Below are 20,755 nucleotides of genomic sequence, written 5' to 3'. Positions count from 1 at the left end.
GCCCTGAACCTCACCACCCGCCGTCGCGACGAAGTGGCATGCCCCCCCGTTGGCCGATTCCGGCCGGGAAGCCTCGCGCCATGACCGCCTCTGCAACGCCCGTCCCCGCTGCGCCGTCACGCCGCCTCGGCATCATCGGCAGCATTGTCGGTTTGCTGGCGCTGATTGCGGCGGTGCTGCCGCATTGGGTGGTGCCGATCGTGTTTCCGCCGCCGGCGGCGGACAAGGTGATCGTCGACACCGGCCATCGCATCAAGGACCGCATCGTCGCGAAAGTGATGGGCGTGGAGTATCAGGCTCCCAAGGTCGAGAAGTCGGCTGGACGAAGCTGGAGTGAAGCCGCGTCGGTCGCGGCAATCTCGCTCGGCCTGCTCGCCATCCTGTTCTCGGTTCTCGCCCTGGTGTTTCGCGAAGAGAGGCTGCTGGCCGGCGTAGCAGCCGCGCTGGGGGCCGGCGCCATCGCCGTCGAGATCTCTTTCCTGGCGATGGGCGTCTTGATGCTGATCGTGATCCTTTATGTGGTGGCGAGTATCATCGGCTTGTTCTAAACGCCGGTGCAGCGGGCCTCTTCGGCCCAGCCGCGATCCACGGCCGCGACAAGTGCAGAATTGCTACCCTGCTCAATTGTCGGTAGTTTCTGCCTCCGAAGCAGCCCACCCACCACGACAGGACAACGAGAGACCAAGTGGCGCCCATCCAATACATCGTCGAGGGCGGTCACCGGCTCTCGGGCTCGATCGAGCCGTCCGGCAACAAGAATTCGGCGCTGCCGATCATCGCCGCCGCGCTGCTGACCGAGCATCCGGTGACGCTCCACAACGTGCCGCGGATCCGCGACACCGAGACGCTGGTCGAGCTGATCCGCTCGGTCGGCGCGTCGGCGGAATGGAGCTCCCGCAATACGCTGGTGATTCACGCCAAGAGCATTCGCGCCGCCGATCTCGACCCCGAACTCTGCGTGCGCATTCGCGCCTCGATCCTGCTCGCGGGACCCCTGCTCGCCCGCTGCGGCGAGGTGATGCTGCCGCCGCCGGGCGGCGACGTCATCGGCCGCCGCCGGCTCGACACCCATGTGCTGGCGCTGGAGCAGCTGGGGGCAAAGGTCACTGCGACCGACCGGCTGGAATTCCGCGCGCCAAAGCTCGCCGGCGCGGACGTGTTCCTGGACGAGCCCAGCGTCACCGCGACCGAGAATGCGCTGGTCGCAGCGGTCGCCGCCGACGGCGTCACCTATTTGCGCAACGCGGCCTCCGAGCCGCATGTGCAGGACCTCGCCAATTTCCTGGTCGCGCTCGGCGCCAGGATCGAAGGCATCGGCACCAACACCATGATCGTGCACGGGCCTGCGACGCTGGGGGAAACGACCTACCGGATCCAGCCCGACCACATCGAGGTCGGCTCGCTGATCGGGCTTGCCGCCGTGACGCGCTCGCCGCTGCGCATCACGCGCGCCGGCGTCGAGCATCTGCGCTCGATCCGCATGGGTTTCGAGCGGCTCGGCATCGTCTGCCGCGTCGAGGGCGACGATCTCATCGTACCCTCGAACCAGACGCTGAAGATCCAGGACGATTTCGGCGGCCATGTGCCCAAGCTGGAGGACCAGCCTTGGCCCGCTTTCCCGGCCGACCTGATGTCGATCGCGATCGTCACCGCCACGCAATGCGAGGGCGTGATCCTGATGTTCGAGAAGATGTTCGAATCCAGGATGTTCTTCGTCGACAAGCTGATCGCGATGGGCGCGCGCATCGTGTTGTGCGACCCGCACCGCGCCATCATCGCCGGCCCCAGCCGCCTGCACGGCGCGACGATGACGTCGCCGGACATTCGCGCCGGCATGGCGATGCTGCTCGCCGCGGTGTGCGCCGAGGGCACCTCGACCATCAACAACGCCGACCAGATCGAGCGCGGCTATGAGCGCATCGAGGAGCGGCTGAATGCGCTTGGGGCGAAGATCAAGCGCGTGCCGGCGCGGAGCTGAAGCGCGATGCGATCGGGACGGATCGTCATCGCGCCTTGGGTCGTCGTTCGAGCATGATCTTTTCGGACGACCGCTGCGCACTCTTCCGGATCATGCTCAGCCCGCCATCCTATTTTGGCGGGTTCGCGTCGACCGCCTGCTTGCAGGCCGCGGACAAGCTCGCGTAATTGTCACCCAGGCATTTGCGAATGCGGCCGCCGCCCGGCATCGTTCCCGCGCAGAGGCGCGAATAGTCTGCCTTGCAGGCCTGCTTTGCCTCGCTTCGTGCGTCCTGCGCGGAAGCTTGCGACAGAAACAGCACCAGAAGTGCGATCAAGCTCGCCGCCGCAAGAGCCGCACGCACATAGACGGGAGCGCGCCGCGAGAAACTCACTGCCGATCCGCTTGCCGCCGTCCCAAATCGTTGCACCATGTCATCTCCACCAATTCGCAGACATCGATGTAGGTGATACGTCTGGACGGACCGAATCCCTCGTTCACTCCGCGCGGCTCAGCGAAAATAGCCGCCGACGAGTTGGCGGCGTCCTTTCGGCGAAATTCGTTCCAGCATCTCGACGAAGGTTGCGACGACGAGATCACCTATCTTCAGCCGCTTGTCGCGGGCATCCTTCACGGCCGCTTCCAGCTCGGCCCTGTCCAGATTCGTCTGTGCCGCGGATTTCATGGCCTTCATCAGCGCATGCCGGTACTCGGTCTGGAGAGGCAGCAGTTCGGCCTCCTTGCCCTGATAGATGCTCCACAGGATCTCTGCGTCTTCCTTCGGCAATCTCTCCGCCACACGCTCGATCATCCGGAGCGGCAGACCCGCGCCCGGCACGAGGCCGCCGGGCTGCAGCCATTGCACCGAGACATAGGTGAGCAGGATGACGTTGAGGCAGAGCGACAGCAGCACGAGCGCTCGCAAGGGAGTGGACGATTCTCGCCAGAACTTCATTGCACCGATCCAAAACCGATTGCGTAGACGTCGAAGACGCCGCTCACGACGGACAAGGGGTCCGACGACGGATGAACATAGGGAATCGCCCCCGCCAGCCACACGCCCACCATCACGGAGCAGGCGAGGCTTGCGGCGGGAACGAGAGCCGGCCAGCGCAGCAGGCGGCGATGCCATGGCGGCCGATGCTGCTGCGGCATCCCGGCCAGTCGTTGCAGCACAAGCAGGCTTGAACGATCCGCCCTTTCCGCCTCGATCTCCGGGGCGGCCGCAAGGAGGCGGTCGAGGCGCGCCTGCTGATCCAGGACGGCAGCTCCTTCCGCACTCGCCGCAAGTCGCCGCGCGGCCTCGCGCGTTGCCGCGGGCCAGCGCTCGACATCGCCTCCCCACGTCTCGGCCAATCGTCTGAACTGATCGGGCGTCATGCGTAGCTCCCCGTGTCCTGTATTTTCTGAACATTTGCCTTGAGCGCCGTGCGGGCGCGGCCCAGCAGCGATTCGAACGCCTTGGCGCTGAGGTTCATCGCCTTCGCCGCCTCCTCGCCGCTCAACCCCTCCATGTGGAAGAGCGCGATCGCGCCGCGCTGGCGGTCCGACAGTGCGAGCATTGCGCGGTTGAGAAGGCGGAACTCCTCATCGGCGATCAGCCGCTCGACCGCGTGCGGCCCCGTATCGGGCACATCACCGGCCGCATCGAGCGGCTGGAACGTACGGCGCCTCGTGCGGTCGAACGTCAGATTGAGGACGATGCGGTAGAGCCAGGTCGTGAATTTCGCAACCTGCGGATCGAACGAAGCCGCGTGAGTCCAGACGCGCATGAACGCCTCCTGGCCGATGTCATCGGCCTCGACCGGATCGCGGACGATCCGCTCGGCGACCCGCAGCGCCCGCGGCATGTGACGCCGCATCAGAATACGAAACGCATGCTGCCGCCGCGCCGAAACCTCCGCCATCAAGGCCTCGTCCGATGGCTCTTCCATCATCTCGACCTGTTGCTCTGGCCTGCGGCCATCGTTGCTGCGGAGTGCGAGCCGGTCCCGGCTGGGAGAGATATGCCGCATTGCCGGGACGCACCGCCGCCTCAATTGAGGCACCTGCGGCAACAAGCCGCGATCCCCCGGTCAAAAGCGCCAATACACGCCGGCTCGAACGGTATGCGTATCGAGCCTGGATCCGCGCTCACCGAAAGCGGTCGCCCCGACCGTCTGTGCTCCGAGCGTCTTTGATCCGAAGTTATCATAGAGATATTCGAGCCGAAGCGACGCCGGCCGGGCGAAGCGGAATTCCGCGCCCGCTCCGATCGACCAGCCGATTCGGGTGTCGCTCCAGTTCGCAACCGTGCCGCTCGCATTGTCGAACGCCTTGCTTTCGACGCCTGCGATCGCAAGGCCGCCGCTGGCGAACAGCAGCGTCCGGTCGAAAGCGTAGCCGATGCGCCCACGCAGATGGCTATTCCAGTTGACGGCGGATTGAAGCTGCGTGACGGCGGGGGTCGGCGCAAAGCCGGTATCGATGGTCGCGCGCGCATCGACGAAGTTCACATCGCCCTCGATGCCGGCGACGATCCGGCCCCATTGCGCCGAGAAGCCCGCCGTGGCGCCTACCGTGGCTCCCTTCGGATCGACGAAGTGAAATTCACCGGTGGTCGGAAACGAGACCTCGGAGCGGCCCGACAGATAGCCGGCCTGGACGCCGAAATAGGGCCCGGCCCAGCTCAAGAGAGCCGCTGACGCGGCCTGGGCTTGCGGCGGAGGTGAGAAAGGCAGCCTCAGATCGGCCGCCGCGACGTGGCCAGCCCCCATGGCAGAACCGATGACCACCGCGGCGAGCGTCACTCCAAATCGCGCTATCATGCTGAAATTCCCAATCCGAGACCGGCGGAAGTTCGCCGCACATGACGAATACGGCGCAAGCCACACTTTCCTTCGCTCAGCGCGCGCTTTTTTCCGACGGGACCCCACCCACCTCGTTTCTTTGCCGTTACTTCGCCAATCGGGGCTGCTATGCCCCCTGCCATGACCGATCTTGTGGATACCAAACAGCCGTACCGAGCACGCTCGGATGCGCCGCCAAACCATCTCGCGCAGGAATTCGTCGAGACGCTGCGCCTCGCCGTGCCGTTGATGCTGACGCAGCTCGGGCAGATCGCGATGATCACCACCGATCTCGCGATGATCGGGCGGCTCGGCGAGGATGCGGTGGCCGCGGCCGCGCTGGCCCATACGGTCTATTTCGTCAGCTTCACCTTCGGGCTCGGATTGACGTCCGCCGTGTCGCCGCTGGCGGCGCAGGCGTTCGGCGCCGGCGATGTCAGGCTGATCCGCCGCTCCTTGCGCGTCGGGCTTTGGGTCGCACTGCTGATCTCGCTGCCGATGATGGCCTCGCCGCTCTATGGCGAGCAAATCCTGCTCGCGCTCGGACAGGCCCCGCATTCGGCCAGCCTTGCCCAGCACTACCTGAACGGACTTGCCTGGGGCATTGCACCGGCGCTCGGCTTCATCGCCCTGCGTGGCATGATGAGCGCGGTGAACCGGCCGCAGGCGCCATTGTGGATCACGGTGGCGGCGATCCCGGTCAATGCCGTCCTCGTCTACGTCCTGATCCACGGCCTGTTCGGCCTGCCGGAGCTCGGCCTGTTCGGCGCGGGGCTGGCGACCACGCTGGTCAACCTCGGCACCTTCATCGCCGCGCTCGCGATTGCCGCATGGCGCAAGCCGTTCGCGGACTATCATCCGCTCGCGAATCTCTGGCGGATCGACTGGCCGTTGATGCGCCAGCTGATCGCGGTCGGCGCGCCGATCTCGTTTGCGCTGCTGATGGAGTACGGCCTGTTCTCCTCGGCGGCGCTGCTGATGGGCTTGATCTCGACCGCCGCGATTGCCGCGCACCAGATCGCGCTCCAGGTCACGGCCGTGCTGTTCATGGTCCCGCTCGGCATCGGCATGGCCGCGACGGTGCGGGTCGGCCACGCCTTCGGCCGCAACGATCCGGCGGCGGTGAGGCGCGCAGGGCTCGCCGCGGGCGTGCTCGGAATAGCTCTCGTCTCGGCCCTGACCGTCGCGATCATCCTCGGTCGCTACGAACTGGGCCGACTGTTCTTCGGCAGCAGCGGAGCGAGCGCAGCGACCGTCGAGCTGACGGCGACACTGCTGGTGGTCGGCGCCACCTTCTTCATCGCCGACGGCCTCCAGACCATCATGGGCGGCGCGCTGCGCGGCATCAACGACACCAGGATGACGCTGCTGTTCGCGGCGATCGGCTATTGGGGCGTCGCCTTTCCGATCGGCTGGATGCTGGCGTTCCACACAGGGCTGGGCGCGGTCGGGGTCTGGATCGGATTCTCGATCGGCACGTTCGTCTATGCCGGGCTCCTGGTCTTGCGCTTCCGGATGCTGACGCGCAGATTGGCGGGATGATCGGGATGGTCCGCGAAGTCACGCCGGAGGTCGACGCCAGTGCAGTGCTGGCCGGCGCCCAGTTCATCGACGCGTTTCGTGTGGAAGTCGGCGCGACGGCAGTGAATGCCCGCGAGGCCTGCACCAGGATGGTGCTGGACGGGCCGCGCTGGATCGACGCGCTGCTGCGCCTGCGCAACATTCTGGTGAAGCCGTTCGGATTGAAAACATCAGGCGAAGGCGCCCCGGCGCCGCACGGCCTGATCGGCCTGTTTCCGGTGCTGAGCGAGACACCGGAGCAGCTCGTCGCCGGCTTCGACGATTCGCACCTCGATTTCCGCATCGTCGTCGACGTTTCAGGCAATGCCGCGAGCCGGCAGGTGACCTCGACCACGCTGGTGCGCACGCACAACTTGCTCGGCCGGACCTATCTCGCGCTGATCATGCCCTTCCACAAGCTCGTCGTCCGCAACATGATGGGACGGATCGTGGAGCCTGTCCGATGACACTGTCCGTCGACCTCTTCTACTCCTATCGGAGCCCTTACAGCTATCTGGCACTGCCCAAGACACTGAAGCTCGTCGAACAGTATGACCTCGCAGTGAACTTGCGTCCGGTCTATCCGCTGGCGATCCGCGAGCCGGGCTTCTTCAAGAAAACCAACCCGCAATTCATTCGCTATGTGGTGCTCGACAGCGCGCGCGTGGCGGAGCACGAGGGCATTCCGTTCCGCTTTCCCCGGCCCAATCCGATCGTGCAGGACCTGACCACGCTCGAGGTCGCGGCGGAGCAGCCCTACATCCATCGCCTGACCCGGCTGGGCGCCATGGCGCAGCTCGAAGGGCGCTCGCTTGCATTCACCTACGCGATCGCGCGCGTATTGTGGGACGGCTCGGTCTCGGGGTGGAACGAGGGCGATCATCTGGCGCGCGCGGCTGAGCAAGCCGGCTTCGATCTCGCGGCGATGGATGCCGCCATCACCGCCGACCCGGACCGCTACGAGCGGGTGATTGCGGAGAACGAGAAGGACCATGCGGCCGGCCATTGGGGCGTGCCGACCTTCGTGTTCGAGAACGAGCCGTTCTTCGGCCAGGACCGCATCGATCTCCTGGTCTGGCGCATGCAGGGCAAGGGCCTGACGAAGCGGTAGCTCACCCTGCTACCCGCGCAGACTTGCCCGCGGCCGCCTCCGACCACTCCCCGACGACGCGGTCGAGGTCGCACAGATTCTGGTGCATCTGCTCCAGGGAGAAACCGAGCGCGAAGAAGCGCTCGGCGGTGTCGCTGGGCTGGCCGCGAATCAGGCCGTCCTGTCGGACAGACGCGACCGCCTCGGCGTAATGCTGGAGCGCGACGTGGACGGGATGGATCGGCGGCGCACCGGCGCCTTCGCGCAAGGCGCTGGCTGCCGAACGCAGGAAACGCGCGATCACAGTCGAGACTTCCGCCAGCGGGCCTGCGAGCCGCGTCTGCACGTCGGCCGGCAGCGGCACCACGGTGGCCCGGCCGATCATCACGACGTCATGGCGCAGCCGCAGGATGGTCCGCAGCAGGGGACCGGTGTCCGGGCCGCTCGACAGCCGCGCAGCGCGCTCGCGCTCGGCCTCGGAGCCGATCGCGTTGAGGCTGACCATGGCCGTGCCGATGCCGTCCTGGATCCGGTGCAGCGCGTCGTTGTCGCGGCCGCGCGTGAGGCCCGCGAGCAGCTCGGTGAAGGCATCTGCGATCAATTCGAGCAGCGTCGCCGCGCTGGCGCGAATCTGCCGCACCGCGCGCGAGGGCAGCACCAGGAACGAGACCAGCAGCCCCGTGACGGCGCCGACCGCGACCTCGCTGACCCGGTCGATCGCCGAGGTCAGGGGATCGGCATGATGCAGGGTCGGGACCAGGAGCACGATCACCGCGGTGACCGTGGCCGCGCTGAGGCTCGGATTGATCGCGGCGATGAAGGCGAGCGGGGCGACGGAGAGGACCAGAAGCCCCAGCAGACCGGCTTCGCTGGAATAAGGGATCAGGATCGCGATGGCGCCGCCATAGACGGCGCCGCCAATGGTGCCCAGCATGTAGTCGCGCGTCGCCTTCAGCGAGCGGCCGACGCTCATCTGGGTCACGATCAGCGAGGTCAGCACCGCCCAGAGCGGCAGCAACAGATGCAGCGCGGTCGCAATCGCATAGGCCGCAGCCGCGGCCACCGTGACCCGGATCGCCAGCCCCAATTGCGTCCTCCGCGACCTGATATGGTCGAACAGCTCTATTTTGAGTGCCATCGAAGTCCCGGTGCGATCCTGGAAGCCAAGCAAAAGCATGGCTGATGCCCGCAGCCCCAAGGCCGCTTGAAAGGCCAAATCAGCCCGCCTAACTTGCGCGCCAAAACGAGGAAACACGATGGCCCACGAAACCGCAACGCTCGCCGCCTATGTCTTCCATCTGAAATACCAGGATATTCCGGCGGAGGTACTGGATCGCGCAAAAGTGCTGACGCTGGACTTCCTCGGCAGCGCGATCCGGGCGCGACGCGAGGCCGAATCGACCCCGTCGATGCTGAAAATGCTGGAGGCGCTGGCGCTCGACACCCAGGGTGAATCCACCGTGTTCGGCGATACCAAGACCTGGACGCCGGCGGTCGCGGCGCTGCTGAACGGCGCGCTCGGCCATTCCCTCGACTTCGACGACACCCACGCCGATTCCTCGCTGCATCCGAGCGCGCCGGTGGTTCCTGCGGCCTTCGCCGTCGGCGAGATGGTCGGCGCGTCCGGCCGCGACGTGCTGACCGCGATCGTTGCGGGTTATGAGGTCTGCTGCCGGCTCGGCAACGCGCTCGACCCGACCTCGCATTATGCGCGCGGCTTCCACCCGACCGCGACCGCCGGCACCTACGGCGCCGCCGCGGCGGCCGGAAAACTGTTCGGCCTCAGCGAGAAGCAACTCATCGCCGCGTTCGGCGTCTCCGGCAGCCAGGCCGCGGGCTCGCTGCAATTTCTGGTCAACGGCGCCTGGAACAAGCGCTACCAGGTCGGCGCCGCCGCGATGAACGGCGTGATCGCCGCGACGCTGGCGCGCAACGATTTCGTCGGCGCGACGGAATCGGTCGAGGGCAAGCACGGCCTGCTCGCCGGCTATACCGACGACGCGCATCCGGACAAGGCGGTCGCCGAGCTCGGCAAGACCTACGAGACCATGAAGATCGGCGTGAAGCCCTATCCGAGCTGCCGCTATACTCATGCCGCGATCGACGCGCTGATCGCGATGCGGCGCGAGCACAATCTCACGCCGGACCAGGTCAAGCGCGTCGAGATCGGCCTGCACCGCAACGGCATCACGCTGACCGGGGATGCAGCGACCAAGCGCCACCCGCGCTCGATCGTCGGCGGCCAGTTCTCGATGTTCTTCACCGGCGCGCTCGCGCTCGACCAGGGTTCATTCGGCTGGGACGATTACAACCGGCTCGGCGATGCCGCGATCGACGCGCTGGCCGACAAGTTCGACGTGGTGCAGGACGACCGACTGGAGATCGGCCGCACCCATCCGTTCGGCGCCCGCGTCAGCATCACGACGGATGATGGCGTGCACGAGCGGCTCTATGCCGATCCGTCCGGAGAGCCGAATTCATTTCCGGACACGCAGGCGATGCAGCAGAAATTCCTGACACTCGCCCGCCCGGTGCTCAACGCCCGCGCGGAGAAGTTCGCGGATGCGATCATGACGCTGGAGCGGTTCGATCGCGTGGCGCAGGCGACGGAATTGGGAAGGTAGTGGATCTCTTCGCCTCTCCCCGCTTGCGGGGAGAGGCCGGAATCCAAGCGCAGCTTGGATTCCGGGTGAGGGGGATTCTCCGCGAGTCCGATTGTCACCTCCCTTGCGGAGACTCCCCCTCACCCCAACCCTCTCCCCGCAAGCGGGGAGAGGGAGAAGAGATGGCGCGCGTGGCCGCCACCACGTCGCGCACGAGGTCGAACACGCCGTCCGCTTCCGGTGGCGCGTTCGGCGAGCGTCCCATGCGCACGATCACCAGCTTCTCCGACGGGATCACGATGGTGTATTGCCCGATCGTACCCTTGGCGAAGAAGGCATCGCGCGGCCAGCCGTGCTCCACGCGAAACTTCGCGCCAAAACTGTCGCCCTGGTTGGTCCAGAAGCCGGCGCCGATGCCGACCCACGCGTTCGGCGTGGGCGTCGCCGTGTAGCTCACCCAACCCTCAGGGAGGATGCGCTTGCTGCCGGCGACGCCGTCATTGAGATAGAGCTGGCCGAAGCGCGCCCAGTCGCGCGCGGATGCGAGCATCTCGCTCGATCCTTCGATCGTGCCCGAGCCGTCGAGCTGGAGCACGACATGGCGCATGCCGAGCGGCGCGAACAATTCGCGGCGCGCAAAGCGGAGCGCATCTTCCGGCGTGCCGCCGGCCGCATCGCGGATCAGATGCGAGAGGATGAGGATGTTGCCGTCGTGATAGTTCCACGCCATGCCCGGCGCGGTCTCGAGCGGGGCGGTCTCGGCATAGCCGGCCATGTCGGTCTCAGCGAATTTCATCCGGTTGACCGGCTCGAAAGCGGAGCCGAGAGAGGCCTGCAGCGAGCTGCCGAGTGCAAGGCCCGCGGTGTGGCGCAGCAGCTGATCGACGGTGATGGTATGGCGCGGATCATCCGGATCTTTCCAGGCCGCGACCGGCGCGGGCCCATCGAGCCTGAGCTTGCCCTGGCGAACCAGCACGCCGATCAAGGCGGAGACCACCGACTTCGTCATGGAGAAGCCGAGCAGCGGCGTCTCAGGCCCGATGCCGTCGGCGTAGCGCTCGGCGATGATGCGCCCGGCCTTCATCACGACGATGGCGCGGGTGCGGCGGTAAGGCGGCCGCGCGGGCTCGGTGAAGGCACGGTCCAGCGCGGCGGCAAGTGAGGGGCTTTGCGGCGGCACGATCGCGGGGCCGGCGATCTCGGGCGGCAATGCCGGCTGCCTGTCGCCTGCGGGCGGCTCGACGGCGGCAACGCCAGCGCCGTGCTCGAGCGTGCAGCCGAGGCCCTCGCGATAGACGGCGTGGCTGCGGCCGAGGCCGAACAGCGTCACGGTGACGTCCTTGCGGACGCGGTCGATCCTGTAGTCCATCGCCCAGGCGATCAGGCCGGTCCCGGGCATGGCATCGTTGGTCTCGGCAAAGTTGCGCTCCGGATCGAGTCCGGAGATGAACGTCTCCGCGCAGAGAATGTCCGCGACGAAGCCGGTGGCGACCTTCGGGACGTCGCGGGCGCGGGCTGCGCCGAGCGCGATACCGGCAGCGGCGATGGTGGCGGTGAGGAGGACGATCTTGCGGCGGCGGGTCAAAGGCATTCTCCGGCTGGGGTGGACGTGCCGGAGACGAAGCCGAAGGCGGCATTGAGACGCTCGCCGGATTTGAGATTCGCCCAGGTCGAAACCCGCGGGGCGGCTCGCCGATTCTGAAATTATGCAGATGTTACAGCGATCTAGTACCTCTGCACAGAGGAAGGGCCTTGGCGGAGAATTGAACTGCGCTCAAACGTGCCTGCTCCTCCCATGCCGCTTACCTTGATGGTGTCAGGCGCGACAGAGATCGCTCAGAATTTGCCACAGCAGTACTTGGCCGCAGGATGGTGTTTCGATTGACGATCCTCAGGGCGAGCACAAAAGGATCATGGTTCCGTCATCGTCGGAGCACAACATTCGGTGCGCGAGACGGCACGATGCGTAAGCTATCCGTAATTTCTTGTGTGTCAGCTTTTTCACAGTCCGCCTGCCAGCGAGGCGCTGAGGTGCACGGCCGCGGCCACCGAACGACGAGGCATGTTCGAGTGCTCGGGGCCCGCCGCTCGTATTGGAGGATGAAATGGGAGAATGGTATCGCGGGATCGCGGTTGCGGGTTCTGGCCCGTCCTCGACAGACGTGCATGACCTAGGACCTGGGACCTATTTCACCGACACATCCGGCGTTGCGAAGGACTATGCGAAGTTTCGCTCGACAGATTCCAAATGGACCGCCCGTCCCGCGGTTCTTTACGGGAATTTTGCTGAAGGCTCCCTTGGGCCCGTCCTCGATCTCACGTCAGGCCCTGACGGACAGGCCTGGCGACAGTTCGAAGAAACGTCATACGTTGGGATGACAAATCGCCAAATCATGAAGACGAACCCCGAACGCTACGGCCCGATGTTTAAGGAATGGGTCGCGCAACGAGGGCTGAACTTGAATCAGTACGCGGCCATCGTTGGCCCCGAGTACCTGCGCGGTGGGCGACAACTCTGCATCCGCAACCCGGAAGTCGCAGATCGAGTCATCGCGAGCATGGTTGGGCAGAGCGTCTATGCGCCCCCACCAGTTTTGCCTAACGCCATTTCCTTGACGTATTCCGGCAGAGGCCAGGCGAACGGCCATATCATGGTGGCGGTGTTTGCGGTAGTGGATGCGGCGGCAAACTACTTCAACCAAAAGTTTCAAGAAGCGGCGATCCATCGCGTGGTTAAACAAGACTTGCAGAGCATACGCGATTGGCAAGCTAAACATCCTGGAGACGGGGCACTGATCGCGATTACCTTCCGCCGAACCGTACTCAATTCCGAGTTCATGCAGAACAAGGTCCTCATTCAGCCGGGCGATGCGTTCGAATTTAGCAGCATTTATTTCGCGCCTAGTCCTGAGGAGGCGGTCAAACAGATGAGTGCCGGGCGGGAGTTTGTGCAAGGCGATATCATCGACGGCCCCTACAAGACGGTGCGACGTAAGCAAGGCATCTGGATCGCACCGCGCGGGCGGGTGGAGGAAGCGGCACTCTCTTCGCCTTGGCCGATGGGTTGGTGGCGCGTATGGGATGGCAACACATGGTATTACTACCTCGGCCCCAACGGCGTGGCGATGTCGAGCAAGACCTCGCCGTTAAACACGCGCACGCCGCCCGCCAAGGCACACAACACCGGCACGTGGGCTTACAGTACGCCGAAGACGCTCGTGATCACATGGAAGCAGGTCGCCGGCGCTCCGAAGCCGTGCAAGGAAACGTTCTGGAACGCGGACGAAGGGTGCGAGCAGATGAATGCGAACTCGAACCTTTACTCGCCGCTGGTAGCGAAGCGGATGGAGTCGAGCTGAACCGATAGGATGGGCGGCATGTGAACCCGACAGCCTACCCGGGCTACAGCCCATCGAACCCATCAAATCCCTTGCGCAGAGGTACTAGACATCAGACCGCATTGACCTTCAGCCGCCGATATTCCGTCGGTGTCACGCCGGTCACGGCCTTGAAGGCACGGTTGAAGGGGCCGAGCGACTGGAAGCCGGCGTCCATGGCGATGGTGATGACGGGGACCTCGGCCTGGGCGGGATCGGCAAGCGCGGCCTTGGCCTCCTCGATGCGGTGATTGTTCAGGAACACATTGAAGTTGCGGTAGCCGAGGCGCTGGTTGATCAGCCGGCGCAGGCGGTATTCGGGAATCCTCAGCCGGCCCGCCAGCACGCCGATGGTGATGTTCTCCTGACGATAGATCCGCTCGTCCGCCATCAGCCGCATCAGGGCATCGATGAGTTTCTGGTCGGCGTCCTCGGCCACAGGCTGGACCGGCGCGATCGCCGGTGCGGGCTCTGGCGCAATCGGAAACAGATCGGCGCCATCAACGCGCAACATTGCGTAGGCAATCGCGGCAACGATGCAGGCGAGCACGCCTGTATTGATCGTGTCGGTCACATCGCCCGCGCTGAAGGCAACGAGTATCTGGAGCAGCGCATTCAAGCCGCCATAGAGTGCGGCGGCACAGACGATGAAGACACGAACATTGCGGCGGCGCTCGACCAGATCAGCCGACCACGAGGCGATCGTCTGCGCCACGGCGAGTGCGATGAAACCGAGCACGATCAAATCGACTGCGATTACGGGGAAGCGCATGTTCCCGCCGGGCGCGATCCAGAGACACCCGACAAGGCTGAAGGCAGTCACTGCCGCCCAGATCAACCCGTGCCACGATCGCAGGCGAAATTCGTCATCGAACAGCGCGCGCGTGAACAACCAGAACACCACGATGTTGCCAGTCGATAGCGCAATCAGCGGTGCATGCCACGCCGGGACCAGCGACGATACGCCGATCGAATAGCTCGCCGCATGCGCGGCCGAGCCGAGTGCGAAGGCCGCGCCGAGGCGGGCGGCGAGGACATTGCGGAAATCGGCGAGTAATGACGCCGCCAGCACCAGCAGCAGCGCGACGCTGGCAGCGCGAAAGGCGAGCTCGGTTGCGGCAAGGGTCATCGGCTGGGGCCAACGGTCGCGGTTGAAGGCCGCCAAACATCGTTGGTTGCGCCAGGTTTTTCAAGAACCATCCGCATGCCACGCCTTGAGCCACCCCCACCGCTCTCATCGCCCGGCCTTGACCGGGCGATCCAGTAATCCGAGACAGCAGTGATGAATCGAGAGGCTGCGGCGTACTGGATCGCCCGCCTTCGCGGGCGATGACAGTGGAGTATGAGGCCTCATTGCGACACGACGTCTCGTCCGGGCTTTGCCGCGACGATGCTGCGAAATCCTGCTACGATCGGACTCACTGAGATACAAAAGGAGTCCCTCCCATGAGCTGGCAACCCTCGAACGATCCCGTGCTCGGCGATCCCATGTCCTGCGATGCGCTCGATCTCGTCATTGTGCCGCGCACGCGCGATCTCGGTGACGGGTTCGCGGTGCGGCGGGCGTTGCCGCACGGCAAGCGGCAGATGGTCGGGCCCTTCATCTTCTTCGACCATTTCGGCCCGGTGCAGTTCGTCTCCGGCAAGGGCATGGACGTGCGACCGCATCCGCATATCGGGCTCGCCACCGTCACCTATCTGTTCGACGGCGCGATCATGCATCGCGACAGCGAGGGCAACGTCCAGGAGATCGCGCCGGGTGCGATGAATCTGATGACGGCCGGCCGCGGCATCGCGCATTCCGAGCGCACGCCGGACGCGCAGCGCGCCTCGGGCCAGAAGATGCTGGGATTGCAGAGCTGGATCGCACTGCCGGCCGGATCGGAAGAGATCGCGCCGTCGTTCCAGCACTACGCCGCCGGCGAACTGCCGATGATCTCCGAGCGCGATTTTACCGCACGCGTGATCGCGGGCTCGTCCTTCGGCATCGCCTCGCCCGTCACGATGGTGTCGCCCTGGTTCTACACCGAGGTCACGGCAGTCGCGGGCGCGACCGTGCCGCTCGATCCTGATCATGAGGAGCGCGCGATTTACGTGGTGGAGGGCGAGGTCGAGATCGCGAACGAACGTTACGAGGGGCCGCGCCTCCTGATCTTCCGGCCCGGCGACCGCATCACCGTGAAGGCGCTGAAGGCGACGCGGATGATGTTTCTCGGCGGCGATGCGCTGGAGGGCCCGCGCCACATCTGGTGGAATTTCGTCTCCTCCAGCAAGGAGCGGATCGAGCAAGCCAAGCAGGACTGGAAAACCGGCCGCTTCGCGGCAGTTCCGCAGGAACACGAGTTCATCCCGCTGCCGGAATAGGCTAATCGGGTTTCCGGCTGCGCCATCCGGCGCGGCCGGTTCATTGCCTGAAGGCCCTGCCTGCGAAAGCCATACCGATGTCCACCATGCTCTCCAGCGACCTGCCCCTGCCCAAGATCGGACGCGGCAAGGTGCGCGATATCTACGCCGTCGACGATGATCGTCTGCTGCTCGTCACCACCGATCGCATCAGCGCCTTCGACGTGGTGATGGCCGAAACCATCCCGATGAAGGGCGCCGTGCTGACGCAGATCAGCGCGTGGTGGTTCAATGAACTCGAAGGCGTGGTGCCGCATCACATGATCAGCGCCGACAGCGACGAGATCGTCGCGGCCGTGCCGGCGTTGAAACCGCACCGCGCCGAGATCCTCGGCCGCGCCATGCTGTGCAAGCGGACTACCGTATTCCCGATCGAATGCGTGATCCGCGGCTATCTCTCGGGCTCCGCCTGGAAGGAATATGCCGCGAGCGGCACGCTGGCCGGCGAGAAGCTGAAGGCCGGCCTCGTCGAAAGCGAGAAGCTGGAGCCTGCGATCTTCAGCCCGGCGACCAAGGCCGAGAGCGGCCATGACGAGAACATCACCATCGCAAGGATGCGCGAGGTCGTCGGCGACGAGGTCGCCTACACGCTGGAGAGCATGACACGCGCGATCTACACGCTCGGCGAGGAGCTGGCACGGGAGCAGGGCGTCATCATCGCCGACACCAAGTTCGAGTTCGGCCGCGACAAGGACGGCCGCATCATCCTGATCGACGAGGTGATGACACCGGATTCCTCGCGCTTCTGGGCGGTGGACGCCTACAAGCCCGGCCAGCCGCAGGCGAGCTTCGACAAGCAGCCCTTGCGCGACTATCTCGACGTCGAACGCCGCGCCGGCCGCTGGAACGGCGACGCCCCGCCGCCCCCACTGCCGGCCAGCGTCGTCGATGCAACCAGCAAACGATATCTGGAAGCGTATCGGCGCGTGACGGGGAAAGAGCTGAAGATCTAGCGCACACTATCGTCGTCCCGGCGCGACGCGCTTGTCTCAGGCGTCCGTCGGATTGCGGTCGTCGCATCGACGCCAACGACGATGCCGTTGTCGACATCGACCATGTCGTTGGCGGAATAGGCGCAGGAACACTTGCCCACCATGGGCTCCCGTTCAGCGGCTGCCGGATCAGCAGGTGAGACGAACTTGGCTGGCGCGTGGCGCGATGCTCGTCTGCGGCATTGCCGACGAAGATGCCGGCCTTATCAGTTCGGCTCACCGGGCCAGGCAGCACGAGAAAGAATGGCAGCCATCACGCACTAGTGAAAGTTACAACAGGATAGCCGCGGCGCTTGCGGGTGAACACAAAGGCCGGCAGGTGCGACCAACGTTCTACAGCGGAAGAGTTGGCAACAGCGCCTGCCTCAGCCGGCCGCATGTCAGGAGGTTCGAGGCAGCATTTTGGTATCCCAGGAGACACCATATGCAGCTGAAAGACAAAGTCGGACGGGTCGCGGCGACGGGTCGAAGCTGCCAGAACTGGAAAAAGGACCAGGAGCTGGTCATTTCGCTGCTCAACAAGATCTCCATTTCCGACGGTGGTGCTGAGAACATGCTCAAGCCGCAGCTGGTCGTGACCGGTCACGCCAGCGATAGCCTCTACACCTCGATTCTGTATTTCCAAAAGAAGAACTTTCCCGGCACGCCTGACGGTTACATCCGGCCTGCGGGCCCGACATTCAAGCGGCTCGCTGAACTGTCGACAAAGGCGGCCGCCAAGCCCGCCCCGCAAAAGGGCCAGTGGAATGCCGTCGCTACTCCTTCCGTCAATTCTGCACTTAGCAAAGGCATCGCCGACGATTTAAAGCTGGATTACGCGGAGGTGGTCGATATCATCCGGGCCACCGTCACGGACGGCATGGTCACCGCATTCGAGCTGGACGACCTGCTCACCATTGCGAATACCTCCAGGACGCTCTCCCCTACTTCGAAAAAGCTCATCAACCTCTTCGTCGGCGACGAGCAGAAGAAGTGGCTTGGGATCGGACCGTACGACCTCAATTCGGATCACAAGAAAATCGCCGCAGAAATGGTCTGCGATTTCCTGAAGAACACGAGGACCACGTTCTTTCCGAAGCTCGACCCGCACCGCGTCGGCATCGGTATTCTCAGGCGCATCGCGAAGCCGAGCCTCATCGATCAGGATCAGGGAAGTCTGTGCGGGCCTTCCGCGCTGATGTTCAGCTACGCATCCGATAAGCCGGGGCACTACGCGCGGTTCGCGATCGACCTGTATCAGAAGGGACAGGCGACTCTTGGCCGCCTGCTGATCAAGCCGGGAAAGGATGTGAGGAACTACACGCCGCCCTGGTCGCTGGACCACGTCGATTGGCTGACGTGCGCCTCCATACGCGATTCAGAGAATTGGTTCCTCGATTTCGACGACACGGGCAAAATCAGCGATCTTGCCGGCGTCACCCTGCCGAGCGAGATGGAGCAATGGTTCCGCAAGGCCGGATACCGGGACGTGCGCGAGAATACCAACATTTCGCGATTCAACAAAGGCATCGCCGATGTAAACGAAGCCAACACCCTGCTCGACAAGGGGTATCGCGTATGCCTCTTCATAAGCGCCAATATGACGGACTATGATGATCAGTCCGATAAAGGCTCCGCGTTCACGATGCACTGGGTCGTGCTGCGCGAGAAGATACAGGTCGCGAACGGGTCCGTGAAGGCGAAGGTTTTCTCATGGGGCAATGGCGACTACGAGATCCCGCACCCGAATAAAGCCGGCGCCATAAAGCCCCTCGCCACCAAGGACTTCCTCATGAATTTTTACGGGTACGTTGCTGCGAAGGCGTGATTGGCGTGAAGCCCTGGCTGATCCCGCCTTCGACGGCCGCGCGTGTGCCGGCCGGCGAAAAGATGCGGGCCGTGAAGGCGAAGGTCGCGGCACAGAGGCCGGGGCTACACCCCCGCCATCATCACGTATTTGATCTCGACATACTCTTCCATGCCGTGATGCGAGCCTTCGCGCCCGAGGCCGCTCTCCTTGACGCCGCCGAAGGGCGCGACCTCCGTGGTGATGAGGCCGGTGTTGACGCCGACCATGCCCGACTCCAGCGCCTCGGCGACGCGCCAGACGCGGCCGAGATCGCGGGAATAGAAATAGGAGGCCAGGCCGAACGGCGAGGCGTTGCACATCGCGATGACGTCGGCTTCGTCCTTGAAGCGGATGACGGGCGCGAGCGGGCCGAAGGTTTCCTCCTGCGCCACCAGGGAGTCCGGCTTGACGTCGGCCAGCACCGTCGGCTCGAAGAACGAGCGTCCGAGCTCGCTGCGCTTGCCTCCGGTGATGACCTTGGCGCCGCGCTTCACGGCATCGGCGATGTGGCGCTCCACCTTGTCGACGGCCTTCATGTTGATCAGCGGGCCCTGGGTGACACCACTCTCGGTGCCGTCGCCGATCTTCATCGCCGCGACCTTCTTCGAGAGCTTCTGCACGAACTCGTCGTAGATCTTGTCCTGGGCATAGAGGCGGTTGGCGCAGACGCAGGTCTGGCCCATGTTGCGGTATTTCGAGACGATCGCGCCTTCGACCGCGGCGTCGATGTCGGCGTCGTCGAACACCACGAACGGCGCATTGCCGCCGAGCTCGAGGCCGAGCCGCTTCACGCCGACCGAAGCCTGCTGATACAGGATCTTGCCGACCGCGGTCGAGCCGGTGAAGCCGACGAAGCGCACGGCCGGATGCTCGCACAACACCTTGCCGATCGGCGGGGCATCGCCGGTGACAATGTTGAAGACACCCTTAGGCACCCCCGCCTTCTCGGCGAGTGCGGCAAGCGCGAGCGCCGACAGCGGCGTCTCGTTGGCGGGCTTGAGCACCACGGTGCAGCCGGCGGCGAGCGCCGGGGACACCTTGCGCGTGATCATCGAGTTCGGGAAATTCCACGGCGTGATGGCGCCGCAGACGCCGATCGGCTGCTTGATCGCGAGCAGCCGCGCGTCGGGGCGCTGCGTCGGGATGGTCTCGCCATAGACGCGTCTCGCCTCCTCGGCGAAGAACTCGACATAGGCGCCGCCGATGTCGACCTCGCCGAGTGCCTCGGTGAGCGGCTTGCCCTGCTCGGAGGTGAGGATCAGCGCGAGGTCCTCGCGATTGGCGACGATCAGCTCGAACCATTTGCGCAGGATGTTGGAGCGCTGCTTGGCGGTGTACTTGGCCCAGGCCGGAAAGGCGCGCTCGGCGGCTTCGACCGCCCTGGTCGTCTCCTCGGCACCAAGCTGCGGAACCTTGGCGAGCTCGACGCCGGTGGCGGGATTGTTGACCGCAAAGACCGGCGTGCCGACCCAGGCGCCGTCGATGTAGCAGGCTTCCTTGAGCAGCGACGGATCCTTCAACCGGTCGCGCAGATTGGACGTGGCTTGCGGGGCGCGTGCGGCGGCAGTCGGGGTCATGGCATTACTCCCTGGGGCGATCGGATCGGCCGGAATATAGGGACAGACGATGCGCAATGCACCGTCCTGCAACGCACGTCAGATGGCAGCTAGACTGGCAGCGGCCTTAGGCCGCGCCGCTCATATAGGTCTCGCGACGGCCGATCATGCGCTCGGCCGCGGCCTTGGCATCGGCCTTCGTGGACGTCGCGCACGTCCGGTATTCGAGATCGGGGACTGAAGAGGTGTCGCGACGGCCGAACCATGACCTCGAGCCGATCGGCAGCAGCGCCAGCGCCTGGGCCAGATTGTCGACGGCGCCGAACGAATAGAGTGCGCCGGTGCCGGCGATGCGGACCTCGTAAATGCCGGGCGAAATCGGCGCCTCCAGGTTCTCGCCGCGTCCCTGACGGGGATAGCGCTTCCAGTCGCTCCAGGTCGAAATCATCTGAGGTCCCCCTCGCCACCCATCCTCGGACGGCAACATTTGCATCAAGTCTTAGTCGGCCCATGGATCGGACCGGGTCCTGAACGCGGCAGCTCACGAAATGTTTCAGCCGT

20 protein-coding genes are annotated in these 20,755 nt (G+C 64.9%); 10 read left to right on the top strand and 10 right to left on the bottom strand.

Features of this window, described 5'->3' with window-relative positions:
- Positions 1–80 precede the first annotated feature (80 nt).
- Entirely contained in the window at positions 81–548 is a 468-nt protein-coding gene (gene yidI / locus H1B27_RS06135; protein ID WP_197965361.1) for an inner membrane protein YidI, read from the top strand.
- Positions 549–685: 137 nt separating this feature from the next.
- Positions 686–1,978 (top strand): UDP-N-acetylglucosamine 1-carboxyvinyltransferase, encoded by a 1,293-nt coding sequence (murA, locus tag H1B27_RS06130; RefSeq protein ID WP_061879886.1) that lies wholly within the window; start codon positions 686–688, stop codon positions 1,976–1,978.
- A 109-nt stretch (positions 1,979–2,087) separates the two neighbouring features.
- On the opposite strand, the gene H1B27_RS06125 is transcribed toward murA, so the two are convergent.
- From H1B27_RS06125 to H1B27_RS06105, 5 genes are all read right to left on the bottom strand, one after another.
- The gene (locus H1B27_RS06125) at positions 2,088–2,390 is read right to left on the bottom strand and encodes a hypothetical protein (protein WP_197965360.1); all 303 of its coding nucleotides are present in this window, start codon (positions 2,388–2,390) and stop codon (positions 2,088–2,090) included.
- A gap of 78 nt (positions 2,391–2,468) precedes the next feature.
- Positions 2,469–2,912, bottom strand: coding sequence for a periplasmic heavy metal sensor (locus tag H1B27_RS06120; RefSeq protein WP_061879888.1), 444 nt, complete (start codon positions 2,910–2,912; stop codon positions 2,469–2,471).
- The gene (locus tag H1B27_RS06115; protein ID WP_197965359.1) at positions 2,909–3,337 is read right to left on the bottom strand and encodes a hypothetical protein; all 429 of its coding nucleotides are present in this window, start codon (positions 3,335–3,337) and stop codon (positions 2,909–2,911) included. Before H1B27_RS06115 ends, H1B27_RS06120 begins: the two co-directional genes overlap by 4 nt.
- Complete coding sequence (locus H1B27_RS06110; RefSeq protein WP_246515218.1) at positions 3,334–3,891, bottom strand: RNA polymerase sigma factor; 558 nt, start codon at positions 3,889–3,891, stop codon at positions 3,334–3,336. The genes H1B27_RS06115 and H1B27_RS06110 overlap by 4 nt, the downstream gene beginning before the upstream one ends.
- Positions 3,892–4,032: 141 nt before the next feature.
- Positions 4,033–4,764, bottom strand: a complete 732-nt coding sequence (locus tag H1B27_RS06105) for an outer membrane protein (RefSeq protein WP_197965357.1) — start codon at positions 4,762–4,764, stop codon at positions 4,033–4,035.
- 162 nt (positions 4,765–4,926) lie between these two features.
- Between H1B27_RS06105 and H1B27_RS06100 the strand changes: the two genes are divergently transcribed.
- Genes H1B27_RS06100 through H1B27_RS06090 form a run of 3 tightly spaced genes read left to right on the top strand, consistent with a single transcriptional unit; the run spans position 4,927 to position 7,456 of the window.
- Positions 4,927–6,327 carry an MATE family efflux transporter gene (locus H1B27_RS06100; RefSeq protein ID WP_197965356.1) on the top strand — a complete coding sequence of 467 codons (1,401 nt, stop codon included), beginning with the start codon at positions 4,927–4,929 and terminating at the stop codon, positions 6,325–6,327.
- A complete protein-coding gene (locus H1B27_RS06095; RefSeq protein ID WP_197965355.1) occupies positions 6,324–6,812 on the top strand; it encodes a DUF2867 domain-containing protein in 489 nt (162 codons plus the stop codon). Before H1B27_RS06100 ends, H1B27_RS06095 begins: the two co-directional genes overlap by 4 nt.
- Positions 6,809–7,456, top strand: coding sequence for a 2-hydroxychromene-2-carboxylate isomerase (locus tag H1B27_RS06090; protein WP_197965354.1), 648 nt, complete (start codon positions 6,809–6,811; stop codon positions 7,454–7,456). Before H1B27_RS06095 ends, H1B27_RS06090 begins: the two co-directional genes overlap by 4 nt.
- A 1-nt stretch (position 7,457) precedes the next feature.
- On the opposite strand, the gene H1B27_RS06085 is transcribed toward H1B27_RS06090, so the two are convergent.
- Complete coding sequence (locus tag H1B27_RS06085; RefSeq protein ID WP_197965353.1) at positions 7,458–8,573, bottom strand: FUSC family protein; 1,116 nt, start codon at positions 8,571–8,573, stop codon at positions 7,458–7,460.
- A gap of 118 nt (positions 8,574–8,691) precedes the next feature.
- Here H1B27_RS06085 and H1B27_RS06080 point away from each other — a divergent pair, with 118 nt between their 5' ends.
- Positions 8,692–10,059: an MmgE/PrpD family protein gene (locus tag H1B27_RS06080; RefSeq protein ID WP_197965352.1), complete on the top strand. Its 1,368-nt coding sequence runs from the start codon at positions 8,692–8,694 to the stop codon at positions 10,057–10,059.
- Positions 10,060–10,153: 94 nt separating this feature from the next.
- On the opposite strand, the gene H1B27_RS06075 is transcribed toward H1B27_RS06080, so the two are convergent.
- Positions 10,154–11,623 (bottom strand): serine hydrolase domain-containing protein, encoded by a 1,470-nt coding sequence (locus H1B27_RS06075; protein WP_197965351.1) that lies wholly within the window; start codon positions 11,621–11,623, stop codon positions 10,154–10,156.
- A 520-nt stretch (positions 11,624–12,143) separates the two neighbouring features.
- Between H1B27_RS06075 and H1B27_RS06070 the strand changes: the two genes are divergently transcribed.
- Positions 12,144–13,397 carry a hypothetical protein gene (locus tag H1B27_RS06070; RefSeq protein WP_197965350.1) on the top strand — a complete coding sequence of 418 codons (1,254 nt, stop codon included), beginning with the start codon at positions 12,144–12,146 and terminating at the stop codon, positions 13,395–13,397.
- 91 nt (positions 13,398–13,488) lie between these two features.
- Here the strand turns inward: H1B27_RS06070 and H1B27_RS06065 are convergent, their stop codons facing one another.
- A complete protein-coding gene (locus tag H1B27_RS06065; RefSeq protein ID WP_197965349.1) occupies positions 13,489–14,544 on the bottom strand; it encodes an AraC family transcriptional regulator in 1,056 nt (351 codons plus the stop codon).
- A gap of 317 nt (positions 14,545–14,861) precedes the next feature.
- On the opposite strand from H1B27_RS06065, the gene H1B27_RS06060 reads away from it, so the two are divergent.
- The 3 genes from H1B27_RS06060 to H1B27_RS06050 all read left to right on the top strand — a co-directional run bounded on the left by H1B27_RS06060 (position 14,862) and on the right by H1B27_RS06050 (position 18,617).
- Positions 14,862–15,779, top strand: a complete 918-nt coding sequence (locus H1B27_RS06060) for a pirin family protein (protein WP_028178100.1) — start codon at positions 14,862–14,864, stop codon at positions 15,777–15,779.
- A gap of 77 nt (positions 15,780–15,856) precedes the next feature.
- Positions 15,857–16,771 carry a phosphoribosylaminoimidazolesuccinocarboxamide synthase gene (locus H1B27_RS06055; RefSeq protein WP_197965348.1) on the top strand — a complete coding sequence of 305 codons (915 nt, stop codon included), beginning with the start codon at positions 15,857–15,859 and terminating at the stop codon, positions 16,769–16,771.
- A gap of 463 nt (positions 16,772–17,234) precedes the next feature.
- Positions 17,235–18,617 (top strand): hypothetical protein, encoded by a 1,383-nt coding sequence (locus H1B27_RS06050; protein ID WP_197965347.1) that lies wholly within the window; start codon positions 17,235–17,237, stop codon positions 18,615–18,617.
- A gap of 104 nt (positions 18,618–18,721) precedes the next feature.
- Here the strand turns inward: H1B27_RS06050 and H1B27_RS06045 are convergent, their stop codons facing one another.
- Together H1B27_RS06045 and H1B27_RS06040 are read right to left on the bottom strand one after the other, a co-directional pair.
- A complete protein-coding gene (locus H1B27_RS06045; RefSeq protein WP_197965346.1) occupies positions 18,722–20,215 on the bottom strand; it encodes an NAD-dependent succinate-semialdehyde dehydrogenase in 1,494 nt (497 codons plus the stop codon).
- A 106-nt stretch (positions 20,216–20,321) separates the two neighbouring features.
- Complete coding sequence (locus H1B27_RS06040) at positions 20,322–20,642, bottom strand: hypothetical protein (RefSeq protein WP_061879900.1); 321 nt, start codon at positions 20,640–20,642, stop codon at positions 20,322–20,324.
- Between the last annotated feature and the right edge of the window lie 113 nt (positions 20,643–20,755).

Origin of the sequence: Bradyrhizobium diversitatis (assembly GCF_016031635.1) — a bacterium.
In the GTDB taxonomy this organism is placed as follows: Bacteria; Pseudomonadota; Alphaproteobacteria; order Rhizobiales; family Xanthobacteraceae; genus Bradyrhizobium; species Bradyrhizobium diversitatis.
Note: the sequence above shows the minus strand (reverse complement) of the source record. Positions and strands in the feature narration are given on the sequence as shown.

Bases quoted from the DNA above. Each gene is read 5' to 3' on its own strand.
- yidI (WP_197965361.1), top strand. From the start codon at position 81: ATGACCGCCTCTGCAACGCCCGTCCCCGCTGCGCCGTCACGCCGCCTC.
- H1B27_RS06080 (WP_197965352.1), top strand. From the start codon at position 8,692: ATGGCCCACGAAACCGCAACGCTCGCCGCCTATGTCTTCCATCTGAAA.
- H1B27_RS06085 (WP_197965353.1), bottom strand. From the start codon at position 8,573: ATGGCACTCAAAATAGAGCTGTTCGACCATATCAGGTCGCGGAGGACG.
- H1B27_RS06050 (WP_197965347.1), top strand. From the start codon at position 17,235: ATGCAGCTGAAAGACAAAGTCGGACGGGTCGCGGCGACGGGTCGAAGC.
- H1B27_RS06065 (WP_197965349.1), bottom strand. From the start codon at position 14,544: ATGACCCTTGCCGCAACCGAGCTCGCCTTTCGCGCTGCCAGCGTCGCG.
- H1B27_RS06100 (WP_197965356.1), top strand. From the start codon at position 4,927: ATGACCGATCTTGTGGATACCAAACAGCCGTACCGAGCACGCTCGGAT.
- H1B27_RS06120 (WP_061879888.1), bottom strand. From the start codon at position 2,912: ATGAAGTTCTGGCGAGAATCGTCCACTCCCTTGCGAGCGCTCGTGCTG.
- H1B27_RS06060 (WP_028178100.1), top strand. From the start codon at position 14,862: ATGAGCTGGCAACCCTCGAACGATCCCGTGCTCGGCGATCCCATGTCC.
- H1B27_RS06095 (WP_197965355.1), top strand. From the start codon at position 6,324: ATGATCGGGATGGTCCGCGAAGTCACGCCGGAGGTCGACGCCAGTGCA.
- H1B27_RS06110 (WP_246515218.1), bottom strand. From the start codon at position 3,891: ATGGAAGAGCCATCGGACGAGGCCTTGATGGCGGAGGTTTCGGCGCGG.
- H1B27_RS06040 (WP_061879900.1), bottom strand. From the start codon at position 20,642: ATGATTTCGACCTGGAGCGACTGGAAGCGCTATCCCCGTCAGGGACGC.
- H1B27_RS06090 (WP_197965354.1), top strand. From the start codon at position 6,809: ATGACACTGTCCGTCGACCTCTTCTACTCCTATCGGAGCCCTTACAGC.
- H1B27_RS06055 (WP_197965348.1), top strand. From the start codon at position 15,857: ATGTCCACCATGCTCTCCAGCGACCTGCCCCTGCCCAAGATCGGACGC.
- H1B27_RS06045 (WP_197965346.1), bottom strand. From the start codon at position 20,215: ATGACCCCGACTGCCGCCGCACGCGCCCCGCAAGCCACGTCCAATCTG.
- H1B27_RS06125 (WP_197965360.1), bottom strand. From the start codon at position 2,390: ATGGTGCAACGATTTGGGACGGCGGCAAGCGGATCGGCAGTGAGTTTC.
- H1B27_RS06105 (WP_197965357.1), bottom strand. From the start codon at position 4,764: ATGATAGCGCGATTTGGAGTGACGCTCGCCGCGGTGGTCATCGGTTCT.
- H1B27_RS06115 (WP_197965359.1), bottom strand. From the start codon at position 3,337: ATGACGCCCGATCAGTTCAGACGATTGGCCGAGACGTGGGGAGGCGAT.
- H1B27_RS06070 (WP_197965350.1), top strand. From the start codon at position 12,144: ATGGGAGAATGGTATCGCGGGATCGCGGTTGCGGGTTCTGGCCCGTCC.